General features: G+C 62.2%; 15 protein-coding genes. 5 read left to right on the top strand and 10 right to left on the bottom strand.

What is annotated here, in order from left to right:
• Positions 1-3 precede the first annotated feature (3 nt).
• From RAZWK3B_RS14360 to RAZWK3B_RS14330, 7 genes are all read right to left on the bottom strand, one after another.
• Positions 4-594 carry a hypothetical protein gene (locus tag RAZWK3B_RS14360; protein ID WP_007816363.1) on the bottom strand — a complete coding sequence of 197 codons (591 nt, stop codon included), beginning with the start codon at positions 592-594 and terminating at the stop codon, positions 4-6.
• The gene (locus tag RAZWK3B_RS14355) at positions 591-1,436 is read right to left on the bottom strand and encodes a carbon-nitrogen hydrolase family protein (RefSeq protein WP_007816362.1); all 846 of its coding nucleotides are present in this window, start codon (positions 1,434-1,436) and stop codon (positions 591-593) included. Before RAZWK3B_RS14355 ends, RAZWK3B_RS14360 begins: the two co-directional genes overlap by 4 nt.
• A 5-nt stretch (positions 1,437-1,441) precedes the next feature.
• Positions 1,442-1,855 (bottom strand): hypothetical protein, encoded by a 414-nt coding sequence (locus RAZWK3B_RS14350; protein ID WP_007816360.1) that lies wholly within the window; start codon positions 1,853-1,855, stop codon positions 1,442-1,444.
• A 67-nt stretch (positions 1,856-1,922) separates the two neighbouring features.
• Positions 1,923-3,287 (bottom strand): FMN-binding glutamate synthase family protein, encoded by a 1,365-nt coding sequence (locus RAZWK3B_RS14345; protein WP_007816359.1) that lies wholly within the window; start codon positions 3,285-3,287, stop codon positions 1,923-1,925.
• Positions 3,288-3,335: 48 nt separating this feature from the next.
• Complete coding sequence (locus RAZWK3B_RS14340) at positions 3,336-4,205, bottom strand: GltB/FmdC/FwdC-like GXGXG domain-containing protein (protein ID WP_007816358.1); 870 nt, start codon at positions 4,203-4,205, stop codon at positions 3,336-3,338.
• Complete coding sequence (locus RAZWK3B_RS14335) at positions 4,193-5,137, bottom strand: class II glutamine amidotransferase domain-containing protein (RefSeq protein ID WP_007816357.1); 945 nt, start codon at positions 5,135-5,137, stop codon at positions 4,193-4,195. Before RAZWK3B_RS14335 ends, RAZWK3B_RS14340 begins: the two co-directional genes overlap by 13 nt.
• Before the next feature lie 78 nt (positions 5,138-5,215).
• Complete coding sequence (locus RAZWK3B_RS14330; protein WP_007816356.1) at positions 5,216-6,694, bottom strand: glutamine synthetase family protein; 1,479 nt, start codon at positions 6,692-6,694, stop codon at positions 5,216-5,218.
• Positions 6,695-7,144: 450 nt separating this feature from the next.
• Between RAZWK3B_RS14330 and RAZWK3B_RS14325 the strand changes: the two genes are divergently transcribed.
• The 5 genes from RAZWK3B_RS14325 to RAZWK3B_RS14305 all read left to right on the top strand — a co-directional run bounded on the left by RAZWK3B_RS14325 (position 7,145) and on the right by RAZWK3B_RS14305 (position 12,673).
• Positions 7,145-7,834 (top strand): FadR/GntR family transcriptional regulator, encoded by a 690-nt coding sequence (locus tag RAZWK3B_RS14325; protein WP_007816354.1) that lies wholly within the window; start codon positions 7,145-7,147, stop codon positions 7,832-7,834.
• A 188-nt stretch (positions 7,835-8,022) separates the two neighbouring features.
• Positions 8,023-8,682, top strand: coding sequence for an ABC transporter ATP-binding protein (locus RAZWK3B_RS14320; protein WP_007816352.1), 660 nt, complete (start codon positions 8,023-8,025; stop codon positions 8,680-8,682).
• On the top strand, positions 8,660-10,315 hold the full coding sequence (locus tag RAZWK3B_RS14315; protein WP_037295930.1) for a KpsE/RkpR family capsule polysaccharide export protein: 1,656 nt from the start codon (positions 8,660-8,662) through the stop codon (positions 10,313-10,315). The genes RAZWK3B_RS14320 and RAZWK3B_RS14315 overlap by 23 nt, the downstream gene beginning before the upstream one ends.
• Entirely contained in the window at positions 10,312-11,151 is an 840-nt protein-coding gene (gene kdsA / locus RAZWK3B_RS14310) for a 3-deoxy-8-phosphooctulonate synthase (RefSeq protein WP_007816348.1), read from the top strand. Before RAZWK3B_RS14315 ends, kdsA begins: the two co-directional genes overlap by 4 nt.
• A 25-nt stretch (positions 11,152-11,176) precedes the next feature.
• Positions 11,177-12,673: a phosphomannomutase/phosphoglucomutase gene (locus tag RAZWK3B_RS14305; RefSeq protein ID WP_007816345.1), complete on the top strand. Its 1,497-nt coding sequence runs from the start codon at positions 11,177-11,179 to the stop codon at positions 12,671-12,673.
• 105 nt (positions 12,674-12,778) lie between these two features.
• Here the strand turns inward: RAZWK3B_RS14305 and RAZWK3B_RS14300 are convergent, their stop codons facing one another.
• From RAZWK3B_RS14300 to dut, 3 genes are read right to left on the bottom strand one after another with little or no spacing between them, the layout of a single operon-like run.
• On the bottom strand, positions 12,779-14,785 hold the full coding sequence (locus RAZWK3B_RS14300) for a M3 family metallopeptidase (protein ID WP_007816343.1): 2,007 nt from the start codon (positions 14,783-14,785) through the stop codon (positions 12,779-12,781).
• Between the two features lie 14 nt (positions 14,786-14,799).
• Entirely contained in the window at positions 14,800-15,843 is a 1,044-nt protein-coding gene (locus RAZWK3B_RS14295; RefSeq protein WP_007816341.1) for a HesA/MoeB/ThiF family protein, read from the bottom strand.
• Positions 15,843-16,304: a dUTP diphosphatase gene (gene dut, locus RAZWK3B_RS14290; RefSeq protein WP_007816340.1), complete on the bottom strand. Its 462-nt coding sequence runs from the start codon at positions 16,302-16,304 to the stop codon at positions 15,843-15,845. Before dut ends, RAZWK3B_RS14295 begins: the two co-directional genes overlap by 1 nt.
• Positions 16,305-16,337: the final 33 nt, after the last annotated feature.

Raw genomic sequence — 16,337 nt, 5'->3', positions numbered from 1 at the left:
GGGTCAGCGGATGGCCGGATCGGCGCTGCTCTGCGCCCAGTCCGGCTCGAACCCCAAGACCTCCGTATCCGGCGGCAGCGCCGGATTGAACAGCTTGTTATGCGCCACCGTCGCCTGATGCAGAAGGTTGTGCGGCGCCAGCCTCCAGACCTTGCACGACAGATCGAACCGCTGCGCGTAGGCGTCGAAAATCAACCGGCACTGCCCCGCCGCATGGATCTGCGCCGCCCCCGGTGATCCCGGCGGAAAGGTCGCCGTCAGGATATCCGAAAACTCCTCGGGCTTCTGGTAATAGGCCGATGACAGGAACCGGATCGCCTGATCGCGGATCTGCGCGGGATCGTTCGTCTTGGCCGCCATATGCTGCAACTCGGGCGTCACCGAATAGCCCGGCGCCTTGTTCATCACCGTGATGATATGGCCAAGCGGCTCGGCCTGATCCGGCAACAGCACCGCCGGCATGATCGGATCACCGGGGCGCCCATCTTCATCGCGCATCGACATCTGCCTGACGCGGCATTGCCACTTCATGAAGGCCTTGCGCAGGGGATGGTCCGAAAAACTCTGTCCGAACTGTGCCGCCAACGAACTCATGCGACGCTCCTTCTGGGTTGAATCGGGGTGAATGGCCGGTCAGCGGTCAGGCTGGGGATGCGCCCTTGCGCGCGTGCGATCTCGTCCAGATCGATGCGCGCCTGCACCACACCGGGCAGCGTGCCGCCATCGCAGACCACCTCGCCCCACGGGCTGACGACCAGCGAATGACCATAGCTTTCTCCGCCCCCCGGCACCGGCCCTATGGCACAGGCCGAGACGACGAAGCGCGTGGTCTCGATCGTCCGCGCACGGTTCAGCACATGCCAATGCGCCTCTCCGGTCTTGCGGGTAAAGGCGGCAGGGCACAGCAGGATATCCGCCCCGCCCTGCGCCAGACTGCGGAAGAGGTGTGCAAACCGCAGGTCATAACAAATCGTATGGCCGATCCTGCCGAACGGCGTGTCATGGATCACCGCACGATGACCGGGGCTGACACGCGCGCTTTCGCGGTAGACCTCGGCCTCGGACAGCTGCACGTCAAAGAGGTGGATCTTGTCATAGCGTCCCCGGATCTGACCGCGATCATCCAGCATCAGGCCGCGATTGATGATCCGCCCGTCCGGCCCGTCCACCGCGATCGACCCGATATTGATCCACACCTGACGTTTGGCCGCTAAATCCCGCATCGCCGCCAGAAACGGATGGCTTTCCTCGGGCGCGCTTGGCGGGGCCAGCGCACCATCTTCGGTGCGCAGACCGCCACAATATTCCGGCAGAAACAGGATATCCGCGCCCGCCTTGACCGCGGCCTCGGCCAGCGGCAACGCCTCATCAACAGCCCCGGCGAAATCGGGCCGGGGCCGTGTCTGCAGACAGGCGATATCAAGCGGGCGCGGCATATGCGTCAGAACTTCATATAAGCCTTGCGCAACGTGACCAGCGGATGCCGGTCCGACATCTGGAACTTGATGAGCATCTCGCGTGCGATCATGTCCCTGTCCTGCTGGTTGTCGGGCAGCTCGATACTGTCGGGCACCCGCACCCAGCCGTTGTTGTTGCGGTCAAAGACGGCGGGCGCGCCCTCTTCGTAGCCCATATGCACATCTTCCAGCCAGTTCAGATCGTCCCAGCCCATCACCTCCATGTATTTCGTCAGGAAGGGGGTGATCCGGTCGTAATCCGGCACAAGGTTCACGTCATAGCGATAGCCGATATGCTGGCCGATTTCCTTTTCGCGCTCGGATTCAAGTCCGGCGGCATCCTTCAGGAACTGGTCGACATCCTTGATCTCGGAGCCGCGATACTGTGTTCCAGCCATGGTTTAGTCCTCCTTTGGCGGGGTGGTGCCCTGCGCCACGGATCACGCGGCGCAGGGGCGGCCCACCTTAAAAGTGGTGATAATCCTCGACGCCGACCGTATAGTTGGTCCCGGCCAGCGGCACCCCGGCCATCGCCGACGCCTCCATCGTCAACGCGGCCAGATCCTCGGGCTCCAACGAATGGATATAGGTCTTGCCGCAGGCGCGGGCGAAGAGCTGCGCCTCGATGGTGAGCGTGTGCAGGAAGTTGTAGACACGCTCCGCCGCCGCATCCGGGTCCAGACGTTCGCGCAGCTTGGGGTCTTGCGTGGCCACACCCACCGGGCAACGGCCCGTATGGCAATGGTAGCAATAGCCCGGCTCGACGCCCATCTCTTCCTGGTAATTGGCCTCGGGGATGTCCTTGTTGCAGTTCAGCGCCATCATCGCCGAATGACCGATGGCGATGGCATCCGCGCCCAGCGCGATCGCCTTGGCCACATCGGCACCGTTGCGGATACCGCCCGCATAGACAAGGCTGATCTCGCCGCGCTTGCCCAGATCGTCGATGGCCTTGCGCGCCTGACGGATCGCCGCCATGCCCGGCACACCGGTATCCTCGGTGGCAAGGTGCGGGCCGGCGCCCGTGCCGCCTTCCATCCCGTCGATATAGATCGAATCCGGGTCGCATTTCACGGCCATGCGCACATCGTCATAAACCCGTGCCGCCCCCAGCTTGAGCTGGATCGGGATCTGCCAATCGGTCGCTTCGCGGATCTCCTGGATCTTCAGCGCAAGGTCATCCGGCCCCAGCCAGTCGGGGTGACGGGCGGGCGAGCGCTGGTCGATACCTGCGGGCAGACTGCGCATCTCGGCCACCTGGTCGGTCACTTTCTGACCCATCAGATGCCCGCCAAGACCCACCTTGCAGCCTTGGCCAATGAAGAACTCGCAGCCATCCGCCAGAACCAGGTGATGCGGGTTGAAGCCATAGCGCGACTGGATGCACTGATAGAACCATTTCGAGCTGTAGCGCCGCTCATCGGGGATCATGCCGCCCTCGCCCGAACAGGTCGCCGTGCCTGCCATCGTGGCGCCACGCGCCAGCGCGGTCTTGGCCTCATAGCTCAGCGCGCCAAAGCTCATGCCCGTGATATAGACCGGGATATCCAGAACCAGCGGCTTTTTCGCGCGCGGTCCGATCACGGTGCGGGTTTCGCATTTCTCGCGATAGCCCTCGATCACGAAACGCGTCAGCGTGCCGGGAAGGAAGGTCAGGTCATCCCAATGCGGGATCTTCTTGAAAAGGGAAAACCCCCGCATCCGGTAGCGTCCAAGCTCGGACTTGATGTGGATGTCATCCATGACGCGCGGCGGGAAGATAAAGGAATCTCCCAGCCTGTAGGTGTCGCGCGCAAGGGGCTTCTTGGTGGGCAGATCGCCATCAGCCATGTGTCTGTTCCTTTTTGCGGGTAATGGAAGGCGCCGGGCGCCGTTCCATTACAGAATGAGTTTCTTCTCGGACGGCTCGAGGTTGTCGTAGTTCCACAACTGCTTGCCAGCCACGATCTTGGTGAAATGATCCACGCCCTTGTCGGGCATAAGCCCGTATTGCGTGAGCTTCCGGGTCAGCCAGTGCCGGTCCAGATCGGTCAACTCGGCCTCGACCGCGTCAACGCCCAGCGACTTGATCTCACCACCCACGAAGATCATCCCGTCATACATCGAATCGCCAAGGTTCTTGCCGGCATTGCCGCACACCACCATGCGTCCGCGCTGCATCATGAAGCCCGACAGCGCGCCGGTGTCGCCACCCACGATAATCGTGCCGCCCTTCTGGTCGATGCCCGTGCGCGACCCGACCGAGCCACGGCACACCAGATCGCCGCCGCGCATCGCCGCGCCAAAGGTGGAGCCTGCGTTCTTCTCGATGACGATGGTGCCGGACATCATGTTCTCGCCGCAGGACCAGCCCACGCGCCCGGTGATCCGCACGTTCGGCCCGTCGATCAGACCGACGCCGAAATAGCCGCACGACCCCTCGATGATGAGATTCAGCTTGTTCAGAATGCCGACGCCAAGGCTGTGCTTGCCGCGCGGATTCTGCAGCACGATCGTGCCATAGCCTTCCTTCATCTTGTCGCGGATCGCGATATTCACCTCGGTCGTGGTCAGGTTGTCGGTGTCGATCTCGGTGCGCTTGTTGAAATCGACATCATACGCCCACGGATAGGTGTAGCGATCGGTGGCCTCGGGATCGAACTCGATATAGAGCGATTTCCCCGTCAGCTGCTCCGTGGTCATTCCAAGCGCCTTGGCGCGCTCGTCCTGACTCATCTGTTTCAATTCTGCGTCGGTTACGCTTGCCATACCCGGACCTCCTCGTCGTAAGGGTCATAAGTGTCGATTTCTTCCGGAAGGATCGCGCGGATCGCCACCTCTTCCGAGGCCATCGCGATCAGATCGTCGGATTCATAAAGAACCAGCGGCTTCGCCGCCATCGTGTCCTTGGCCATGCCCAGCTGATCCTTGGTCGCCACCAGATAGGTGAACACCCCGTCGATCTCGCCGATGGACTTTCGCAGGCTGTCCTCGAGCGAGATGCCATTGGCCAGGTTATGCGCGGTATAGACCGCCAGCAACTCGCTGTCGCAATTCGACATGAACCGGTGACCCTTGCGCTCCATCTCGCGGCGCATGATCCAGTAATTGGTGATCTGGCCGTTATGCACCACGCTCACGTCGTTATAGGGAAACGCCCAATAGGGATGCGCCGATTTGATGTCGACATCCGATTCCGTCGCCATCCGCGTGTGCCCGATACCGTGGGTGCCCACGAAATCGTTCAGCCCGTAAAGCCCCGACACGACCGATGCATCGCCCAGATCCTTGATCAGTTCCAGACCCCGGCCGATCGACAGGATCTCGACGCCGTCGACCTCTTCGATCATCTTGGCCATCTCGCCGATGCTCGCCTCGTCACCACCATGGCCCAGCACATAGCGATGGGCGTATTTCGTGGCGCTCTGGCGGTCCTTCACGGTGGCTCCGCACTCGGACATGATCTCTTCGACCTCGCGCACGCGCGTCTCGAGGATCTGCGTGATCCCCCGGCCCTTGGCCATATCCTCGGCCTCGGCCACCTTCAGCCGCAGGATATAGTCGCCATCCTTCGGTTCGCCGTAGACAGCATATCCGGTGCTGTCCGGCCCCCGGTGTTTCAGGGCTTGAAGCATCGCGGTCATCTCGGACCCGACATTCGCGCTCTTGCCCTTGTGGATCAATCCAGCAATTCCGCACATCTTGAATGCGCCTCCTCAGTTTGCGTCGTTCAGGGGGGCGGCAGGCATAATCGCCTGCCGCCCAAGACATCGAATGCCTCAGGGCAGACACTCCATGTACATCTCTTTGTCCCACTCGGTGACGGTGGACATGAATCTCGCGACCTCGTCGCGCTTGTATTCGTCGTAAAGCCGGTACATCTCGCCGGGCAGGCCGCGCTGCACGGCCTCGTCCGCCGCCAGCTTGTCCAGCGCCTCACCCAGCGACATCGGCAACTTCTTGACGTCCTTGCCCTCGGCCATCGCCGCATAGATGTTGCGCTCTTCGGGCTCGCCGGGATCGAGATTGTTCTCCAGCCCGTCATCCATCGCCGCCAGCAGGGTCGTGCCCATCAGATAGGGGTTCACCATCGAATCCACCGACCGATACTCGAACCGCCCCGGCGCCGACACGCGCAGACCCGTGGTCCGGTTCTGGAAGCCCCAGTCACTGAAGACCGGCGCCCAGAAGCCCGTATCCCACAGCCGGCGATAGGAATTCACCGTCGAACAGCCGATCGCGGTCAGCGCCTGCAGGTGATGCACCACGCCCCCGATCGCCTTCAGCCCTTCCTTGCCCGGCATCTGCGGATCGTCCGTATCGGGCATGAACGTGTTCTCGCCGCCCTTCACATACATATAGTTGTCGGCCATCCCCGGCAGGTTGTCCGGGTCGTTGCCGCATTTGACGAACTCATCCTCGCCGCCATACCACAGGCTCATGTTGTGGTGGCAGCCCGACGCCGACACCCCCATGAACGGCTTGGTCATGAAACAGGCGAAAATCCCGTTCTCCCGCGCCACCTGCGCACAGATCTGGCGATAGGTGGTCAACCGGTCCGCATTGCGCAGCACATCGTCGAACATCCAGTTCAGCTCAAGCTGCCCCGGCGCGTCCTCGTGATCGCCCTGAATCATGTCCAGACCCATCTTGCGCGCATAGCGGATCACCTGCAGCGACACGGGCCGCAGGCTTTCGAACTGGTCGATATGATAGCAATAGGGCTTCGAATACCCGTCGCGCGGCTTGCCGTTCTCGTCGAACTTCAGCCACATCATCTCGGGCTCGGTGCCGATCCGCAGCTTGGTGCCGTGCTTCTTGGTGAATTCATCATGCAGACGACGCAGATTGCCCCGGCAATCCGCCGTCAGATAGCCACCGGGATTTACCTTTTCCTCGCGGTTGCGGAAGAGCGTGCAATAGAAGCGGCCGATCTCGGGCGCCCAGGGCAGCTGCATGAAGGTTTCCGGCTCGGGGATGCCAATGAGTTCGGCAGCCTCAGGACCATAGCCCATGTAATCGCCCGCGCGGTTGGTGAACAGGTTCATGGTGGCGCCATAGACCAGCTGGAACCCCTTCTTGGCGACACTTTCCCAGTGATCCGCCGGAATGCCCTTGCCCATGATCTTGCCGGTGACCGACACGAATTGCAGGTAGAGATACTCGATCCCCAGCTCGTCGATCTTCTTGCGTACTTGCTTGATCTTCTCGTCGCGCCCCGGCGCCTCTACGAATCTTTCCAGATCTGTCTCAGCCACTTTCAGTCTCCCTGATGGTTCCGCCGATGCCGGGTCTGACGCCCGCTTTACGGCTCTGTGATGGTCGCTCCACGCTGATGGGTAGAAGCGGCTCGGGCCGGGGTGGAGCCCCCCATGCCGGACCCGCGGGATAAGGTCCTCGGCGGGACAGACGGCCCGCACCTGGTCCAGTTTTGGTCAGTGCCCGCGCAGACCCGCCCGATGCGGCCCAAAGGGCCACGGCTTTGGCAAACTGTCGTTTTACGGTATCAGGAAACACCATTTGTGTTTGTCCCAGTCTTTGCCTGCCTGCCGTGACGCCCTATGTGTCACGCCGGTCGGTGGAGCGCGGATAGGTAAAGTGTTTCCGATGGCCGATCCAAAAGTCAACCACTTTTGATCCAATGCCAAATGAGTAGGTGAAATTTCCAAGACTCTGGTATATTATTGGTTCAAAATCGAGGGGAAATGATGAACGCTTTAGCAGATCAGAAACTCGGGGCCGCGGATATCGCGGCTTTGATCCGACGCGAGATTTCCAAGGGCAGTCTGCAACTTCATGATCGCCTGCCCCCCGAACGCGTCCTCTCCGAGACCTACGGCGCCGCCCGTGGCACGATCCGCAAAGCCTTGATGCATCTGGAAAAAGAGGGCTTCGTCGAAACCCGCGCCGGCAGCGGAACCTATGTCGTTCACAAGCCCGACGAGACCTCGACCAACGCGATCCGCAACGCCACCCCCCTCGAATTGATGGACACCCGATTCGCGCTCGAGCCGCATATCTGCCGTCTCGCCGTCCTGCACGGACGACATGCCGATTTCGACCGGATGGAAGATCTCTGCAACCGCATGGAAGAGTGCCTCGACGATCCCGTGGGCTTTTCCGAAGCCGACACCGATTTCCACCGCGCGCTCGCCGAATGCACCCGCAACGGCCTGCTGATCTGGATTCTGGACCAGATCGCCAATGTCCGCTCTGAAGACGACTGGACCCGGATGCGCCATCTCACGCTCGATTCGCGCACCATCGGGATCTACAACGTGCAGCACCGCCAAATCCTCAACGCGGTCCGCACCCGCGAGCCCGAACGCGCCGCGAACATCATGAAAGAGCATCTGGAAACCGCGCGCCTGTCGCTCACCCGCGCCTCGGAAACCTGACAGGCGCCCCCCTGAAACAGGCCTACGCCACCTGCTGCGCGTATTTTTTTGCGATAATGGGCATAAAAAAGCCCTGTTTTACTGTAATATAACTGATCTATCCGGCATAATAGCCGTTGAGTCATGAGTTACGCCTTAACCAAACCCCGCTCAAGAGGGTGAGGCAGGAGCAGCATCGGAGCAAGTGGATGCTCGAATTCGACATGGTGAGCAAGTCCTTCTGGACGGGCACGCAGCGCAAGGTGATCCTTGACCGCGTGTCTTTTCGTGTCGAGCTCGGCCATTCTCTCGGCATCCTCGCCCCCAACGGCACCGGCAAGACGACCCTCATCAACATGATGGCCGGTCTGGAAAAACCCGACGAGGGCGAAATACGGCGCGGCTGCCGGATCAGCTTTCCGCTCGGCTTCATGGGCGGCGTCGTTCCCAAGATTTCCGCGATGGAAAACGCGCGCTACATCGCGCGGCTTTACGGCCTCGATCCCGACTACATCGAAGCCTTCTGCCGCTGGCTGTGCAATCTGGGCGAATATTTCGACCAGCCCCTCGGCACCTATTCCTCGGGGATGCGTGCGCGCTTTTCATTCGCGCTGATGCTGGCGCTCGATTTCGACATCTACCTGATCGACGAAGGGATGCCCGGCTCCACCGATGTAGAATTCAACCGCAAGGCCGGCGAAATCCTGCGCGAGCGGCTGGCCACCACCACCGTCATCATCGTCTCCCACAGCCCCGATATCCTCGAGAAATTCGCGCGCTCGGCGGCGGTTCTGATGAACGGCAAATTGTATATGTTTGACACCTTGGAAGAGGCAAAAGAACTCTATGACTACGAAACCCAAGGCTAGAAAGTTCCGTATCCGCCGCAGCCCCCAGCCGGGCATGGTCGACGCGCATGGCGACAACACCCCGGTTACGGCGCCGGCCGCCGCCAACACGCCCGATGATACCCTTCGCCAGGGTGAGCTGCTCTCCAGCGCCGAACTGTCATCCGAAGAAACCATCGAAGACATCCGCAAGCAGGGCCTCACCGGGCGCGAGCTTCGCATGGCCCGTCGCCTCGCCCAGAAACACGGGCTGGCGCCCACCTCGGATTTCGACGCGGTGCGCCTCCTGCGCGCGCGCGGCATCGACCCGTTTCAACGCGGCTCCATGCTGGAACTGGTCTCCGCCAAGGTTGGTCTGGGCGGCAGCGGCGGCGGCGGCAATGACGACGGCGGCGCGCAACTTCTGAGCGGCCATCCCGACAGCGAACCGGGCGACAGCGGCCGCGTCCAGCTGCCCCAGACCGCAAAACAGACCCTGCCCGCCCCCGGCCTCAGCCCCGCGGATCGCCGCGCCGCCGAGATCACCAGCATCCAGCGCGACATCGCCCGCCGCCGCCGCCGCAAGATGGCGCTGCTCTTCACCCGGCTTATGGCCTTCGTCTTCCTGCCCACCCTGATCGCCGGCTACTATTTCTATGCCGTCGCGACACCGATGTATTCCACCAAGTCCGAATTCCTGATCCTCACCGCCGATGGCAGCGGCGGTGGCGGAGGCGGGCTTGGCGGCCTTCTGCCCAGCCAGTTCGCCACCGGACAGGATTCCATCGCCACCCAATCCTATCTGCAATCCAAGGACGCCATGCTGCGCCTCGACGAGGATCTGGGCTTCCGCGACCATTTCAGCCAGCCTTGGATCGACCCGATCCAGCGCCTCGCCCCCGACGCCTCGAACGAGGATGCGTACAAGCTCTACAAGAAATACGTCAAGCTGGGCTACGACCCCACCGAAGGCGTGATCCGCATGGAGCTGTCCACCGCCGATCCCGAACTGTCCGCGCGCTTCTCCGAGCAGCTCATCGACTATGCGGAGGAACGCGTCGATGAGCTCAGCGTCGAAAAACGTCAGGACGCGGTGCGCACCGCGGTCGAAAGCCTGGAACAGGCCAAGGTCGAACGCCGCGACGCACAGGAGAGGCTGGTCAGCCTGCAGGAAGGCACCATTCTCGACCCCGAAGGCGAGGTGGCCAATATCCGCCAGCTGATCGGCAGCGCCGAAATGCAGCTGCAGGAAAAACAACTGGCTCTCAACACGCAGCTCAACAACCCGCGCCCCAACGAGGCCCGCGTCGACGCCCTGCGCAGCGAGGTCGAGGTGCTCACAGTCGAGCTTGCCAAACAGAAGGCCCGCCTGACCGAAGCCTCCGCCGGCAACGCCTCGCTCGCCTCTCAGGCCGCCGCGATCCAGATGGCACAGGCCGATCTGGCCACCTCCGACATGGTGTTGCAGGCCGCCCTCGAAGCCAAGCGCCAGTCCGAGATCGAGGCCAACAAACAGGTCCGCTACCTCACCGTCAGCGTGCGCCCTGTCGCGTCTCAGGATCCCTCCTATCCGCGGTCCTTCGAAAATACGATCCTTGCGTTCCTGATCTTCGCCGGTATCTACCTGATGCTGTCACTCACCGCATCCATCCTCCGCGAACAGGTATCTCAATGACGCAGCGACAGGTCGACATCAAAGGGCTGCATGTCGGCAACGACCAGCCCCTGACCCTCATCGCAGGCCCCTGCCAACTGGAATCCGCCGATCACGCCCAGATGATCGCCGGCACCATGCAGGCGGCCTGTGCCGCGCATGGGCTGCAATTCATCTTCAAGGGCAGCTTCGACAAGGCCAACCGCACCTCGCTGTCCGGCAGGCGCGGCCTTGGTCTGGAGGAGGGGCTCAAGGTGCTGCAATCGGTCAAGGACGCGCTCGGCGTGCCCGTGCTCACCGACATTCACCTGCCCGATCAATGCGCCCCCGTGGCGCAGGTGGCCGATGTGCTGCAAATCCCCGCCTTCCTGTGCCGGCAAACCGATCTGCTGATCGCCGCCGGCGAGACGGGTGCCGCAATCAACGTCAAGAAGGGGCAGTTCCTCGCCCCTTGGGACATGCCCAATGTGATCTCCAAGATCGAAAGCACCGGCAACACCCGCATCCTGCTGACCGAACGGGGCACCTCGTTCGGCTACAACACCCTTGTCGCCGACATGCGCGCCCTGCCTCAGATGGCCGCCACCGGCTATCCCGTGGTGATGGACGCCACCCATTCCGTGCAGCAACCCGGCGGTCAGGGCGGCAGCAGCGGCGGCCAGCGGGAATTCGCCCCCGTGATGGCCCGCGCCGCCGTGGCCCTTGGCGTGGCGGCGGTGTTCATCGAAACCCACGAAGCGCCCGACACAGCCCCCTCGGACGGGCCGAACATGATCCCGCTCGCCCAGATGGACGGGCTGTTGCGTGTCCTCAAGGCGCTCGACACAGTGGCCAAGGCCAACCCGCTCAGCATCTGACCACGCCTGACAAAGAGATTTCGCAATGACCAAACCCTTGCCCACCGTCACCCCCAACACATGGGAATTCCTGCGCGATGCCATGATCGCACCCACGGGCTTTCGCGAATATGACGCGCGCTGGAAATACCCCGACGAAATCAACCTGCCCGGCATGACCGCGCTTGGCCTCGGCCTCGGCACCCAGATGCAGCGCCGTGGCATCCGCCCCGAAATCGCCGTCGGCAACGATTACCGCGACTATTCTCTGGCCATCAAGCACGCGCTCATCATCGGCCTGATGCAGGCTGGCATCCGGGTGCGCGACATCGGCCCGGCCCTGTCGCCGATGGCCTATTTCGCCCAGTTCCACCTCGATGCGCCCGCCGTGGCGATGGTCACCGCCAGCCACAACCCAAACGGCTGGACCGGCGTCAAGATGGGCTTCGACCGTCCCCTGACCCACGGTCCCGATGAAATGGCCGAACTGCGCGACATCGTGCTGAGCGGCGAGGGTCAGCCCGCACCCGGCGGGTCCTATGAATGCGTCGATGGCGTGCGCGAGGCCTATCTCGATGATCTGGTCGGCGATTTCCGCATGACCCGCAAACTGCGCGTGGTCTGCGCCACCGGCAACGGCACCGCCTCGGCCTTCGCGCCCGAGCTGTTCAAGCGTATCGGGGTCGAGGTGATCGCCTCCCATAACGAGCTTGATTACACCTTCCCCAACTACAACCCCAACCCCGAAGCCATGGAAATGCTGCACGACATGGCCGACAGCGTGCGCGCCACCGGCGCCGATTTCGCGCTTGGCTTCGATGGGGACGGCGACCGCTGCGGCGTCGTCGATGACGAGGGCGAGGAAATCTTCGCCGACAAGGTCGGCGTCATCATGGCCCGCGACCTGTCGCGCCTCTATCCCGGCTCCACCTTCGTGGCCGATGTGAAATCCACCGGCCTTTTCGCCAGCGATCCCGAATTGCACAAACACGGCGCCAAGGCCGATTACTGGAAAACCGGCCACAGCCACATGAAGCGCCGGGTCAAAGAGATCGGCGCCCTCGCCGGGTTCGAAAAATCCGGCCACTACTTCCTCGCCGAACCGGTGGGCCGGGGCTATGATTGCGGCATGCGTGTCGCGGTCGAGATTTGCAAACTGATGGACCGCAATCCCGACATGTCCATGTCCGACCTGCGCCGCGCCCTGCCGCAGACATGGTCGACCCCCACCATGTCGCCCTATTGCGCCGACACCGAGAAATACGCGGTGCTGGACCGGATCGTGGCCAAGCTCGTCGCCAAGGCCGATGCCGGCGACACGCTCGCCGGTCGCCCCATCAAGGAGGTGGTCACCGTCAACGGCGCCCGCGTGATCCTCGACAACGGCTCATGGGGGCTGGTGCGCGCCTCCTCCAACACCCCCAATCTCGTGGTGGTCTGCGAAAGCAGCGACAGCGACGCCGAGATGCGCGCGATCTTCGCCGATCTTGATGCCGTCATCCGGACCGAGCCCTTGGTGGGTGACTACGACCAGACGATCTGAAATCCGGGTTTGGGGCGCGTTTGTGTACGGGATGGACACAAATCGCGCTCCTCCCTCCCTGTTTCGTCCCAAAGCCGCGTAGGTTTCGTACGAATCGTACGAAACTCACGCCGCCAGCCCGCGCCCCTTCAGCAGCGCCTCGACACCGGGCAACCGCCCCCGGAACGCGGTATAAAGCGCCTCTGGATCCTCCGATCCACCGCGCGAAAGAATGTGCGTTTCCAATGACTTGGCAGCATCCTCATCAAACGGGCCGGCCTCGAAGGCGGCAAAGGCATCCGCATCCATCACCTCTGACCACATATAGCTGTAATATCCGCTCGAATACCCGTCGCCGGAAAAGACATGCGCGAAATGGGGCGTTGCGTGACGCATGGTGATTGCGCTCGGCATGCCCATTTTCTCCAATGTTTCCCGTTGCTTGGTCATTGGATCATCGGGCGCGTCGCCCTCGTGGAACGCCAGATCGACCATCGCCGAGGCGACATATTCCACCGTCTGGAACCCCTGGTCGAAATTCGCCGCCTTCAGCATTTTATCCAGCAATTCCCGTGGCATAGCCTCTCCGGTGCGGTAATGCCGGGCATAGGTCTCCAACACCTCCGGCACCTCCAGCCAGTGTTCATACAGCTGGCTTGGCAGCTCCACAAAGTCCCTCGCCACGGAAGTCCCTGAAATGCTTTCATAATTTACGTCCGACAGCAGATGATGCAGCGCATGCCCGAACTCGTGAAACAACGTCCGCGCATCATCATACCCCAACAAGGCCGGCTCCCCCTTGGCAAAATTGCACACATTGATCACCACCGGCCCCTGCACCTTCGGTTGCTTCGCCTGACCCCGCATCGCCGAGCACCACGCCCCCGAACGCTTGGAGGCGCGCGCGAAATAATCTCCAATGAAAACAGCAACATGCCGCCCGTTTCGCGTGACTTCCCAGGCCCTGCAATCCGGGTGATAGAGCGCGATATCAAGCGGCTGAAACTCCAATCCGAACAGCCGGTTTGCCACCCCGAACGCCGCCGCGATCATATTGTCGAGCGTCAGGTAAGGCTTCAGCGCCGCCTCATCCAGATCGTGCTCCGCAAGGCGCCGTTTCTCGGCATAGTAGCGCCAATCCCAGGGACGTAATTCTCCATTGATTCCATCGGCTTGCATCATTTCAGTCAGGATCGCCGCATCCTTTTCCGCCTGCGCGCAGGCCGGCTCCCAGACCTGCATCAGCAAGTCGCGCACCCGCTCCGGCGTCTTGGCCATCTCGGTTTCCAGCTTATAGGCGGCAAAGCTTTCATACCCCAGAAGTTGCGCCCGCTCTTGCCGCAACCGCAATATCTCGGCTGTAATCGCGCGATTATCAGTCTCCCCGCCCATCGCACCCCGGGCCTCCCACGCCCGAAAGGCCCGCTCGCGCAGATCCCGCCGCTCGGAGAACTGAAGAAACGGCACCACCAGCGACCGCGACAAGGTGATGACCGGCGCCTCCACGCCCTTCTCCCGACCTGCCGATCTCGCCGCATCGACCAAAAAATCAGGAAGGTTTTCAAGGGCTTGCTCATCCAATTCCATGAACCATTCTGCCTCGTCCGCCAGCAGGTTCTGGCTGAACTGCGTGCCAAGCTCGGCCAGCCGCGACATGATCTCGCGCATCCGGGCCTCCGCCTGCCCCTCGAGTGCCGCCCCGGCCCGAACGAAACGCCGATGCGTCAACATCAACAACCGCGCCTCTTCATCGGTCAGATCAAGTGTGTCTCGCGCCTCCCAAAGGCTTTGCACACGCTGGAAAAGGGATTTGTTTCCAGTGACTTCCGAGGAATAGGCCGCCAGCTTCGGCCCAAATTCCCGCTGCAATTTCTGCCGCTCTGCATTGCTGTCCGCCCCAGCCACCGTGAAAAACACCGACAGGACCTTGTCCAACCGATCCCCACTTGCCTCAAGCGCCTCTATCGTATTGGCAAAGCTTGGCTTTTCCGGTTGTTCGGCAATCTCTCGCACATCCTGCCGGGCCATCTGCAACGCCTCGTCGAACGCCGGTGCGAAATGTGCATCGTCAATCAGGTCGAAGGGCGCGATCTCGAAGGGCGTTGCCCAGTCCGACAGTAAGGGATTGCTCATGCCTGTGATCCTTTTTATTTTGTTTTCATGCAGATAGGGCAGTCTTCGCGCGGCTTCACCGCGATCTTGCGGGTCTCGCCCCACAAGGCATCATAGATCAGCATCTCTCCCGACAAGGGCTGCCCCGCCCCCGCGATCAGCTTGACCGCCTCGACCGCCATCATCGACCCCAGCACACCGGGCAATGGCCCAAGAACGCCAGCCTCGGCACAAGACGGCGCCAGCCCCGGCGCGGGCCGTTCGGGAAAGACACATTGATAACAAGGCCCACCCTGCAGGGGATGAAAGACGCTGATCTGCCCCTCCCACTGCGAAAGGGCTCCGGAAATCAGAGGCTTACCCTGCATCACCGCCGCCGCGTTCGCCATGTAGCGGGTGTCGAAATTGTCCGTCCCGTCCAGAATGACATCGTATTCCGCAAACAGATCCTCCGCGATCTCGTCCGTCAGCCGACGCTGATAGGGCCGCACCTCGACATAAGGATTTTGCGCCTGCATCGCCGCCATGGCGGATTGCACCTTGGGCAGACCGATATCGGCATCCCGGTGGATCACCTGCCGCTGCAGGTTGGAATTGTCGACCGTGTCCTCGTCGATCACCCCGATCGTCCCAACCCCGGCCGCCGCCAGATACATCAACGCGGGCGAGCCAAGCCCACCGGCTCCGATCACCAGAATCTTGGCTTCTTTCAAGGCCTTCTGCCCCGGCCCGCCAATCTCGCGCAGAACGATATGGCGCGCGTAACGCTCCAACTCGACCTCGGAAAACAGGCCCTTGCGCTTGGGTTGCGAGGCCTCACGCGCCTCGGCCTGCCCGCGCAAGCGCTTCAACCCCCAACGATAAACCAGAACGATGGCCGCGAACGCCCCGATCAACAACCAAAGCGCCGCACTTTCTCCCGTCGCCAATCTCAAAGGATGCCCTTGAGGCAGGATCAGATGCAGCGTGACAACGCCCAGCCACAAAAACCCGATCATCCGCCAGCGCAGCGCCTTGGGCGTATCCAGCATCGCGCCTACGCCCCACAGCGCGCCAGCCATCACCAGCACCAACAGCATCAGCTTTGCCCCGTAGAGCCGAATCCACCCACACCGCGTGCGGTCTCGTGCAGCCTGTCCACCAATGCGAAATCCGCCCGCAGCACCGGCGCCACGACCATCTGCGCGATCCGCATCCCATGTGTGATCTCGAACGGCTCGGTTCCGGAATTCATGACGATCACCCCCAAAGGACCACGATAATCACTGTCGATCGTGCCGGGGCTGTTGGGCAAGGTGATCCCATGCTTCAAGGCAAGGCCGGACCGCGGCCTCACCTGCACCTCGTAGCCTTCGGGAATGCCCAGCTTCAAACCGGTCGGCACTAGGGCCCGCTCTCCGGGCGCAAGGCACAGGCCGCCCCGCGCATCAGGCGCGAAATTCGCCCGCAGATCGGCCCCCGCAGCGCCCTGCGTCGCATATTCGGGAAGCCCAAGCGCAGTGTCGGCCCAATCCTCCCACACCATATGTATCAGGACCATGTGCGCCCCTTCGTCTTGGTAAAAGGTCTAACG

The organism is Roseobacter sp. AzwK-3b (assembly GCF_000170875.1).
Taxonomy (GTDB): Bacteria; Pseudomonadota; Alphaproteobacteria; order Rhodobacterales; family Rhodobacteraceae; genus Roseovarius; species Roseovarius litoreus.
Note: the sequence above shows the minus strand (reverse complement) of the source record. Positions and strands in the feature narration are given on the sequence as shown.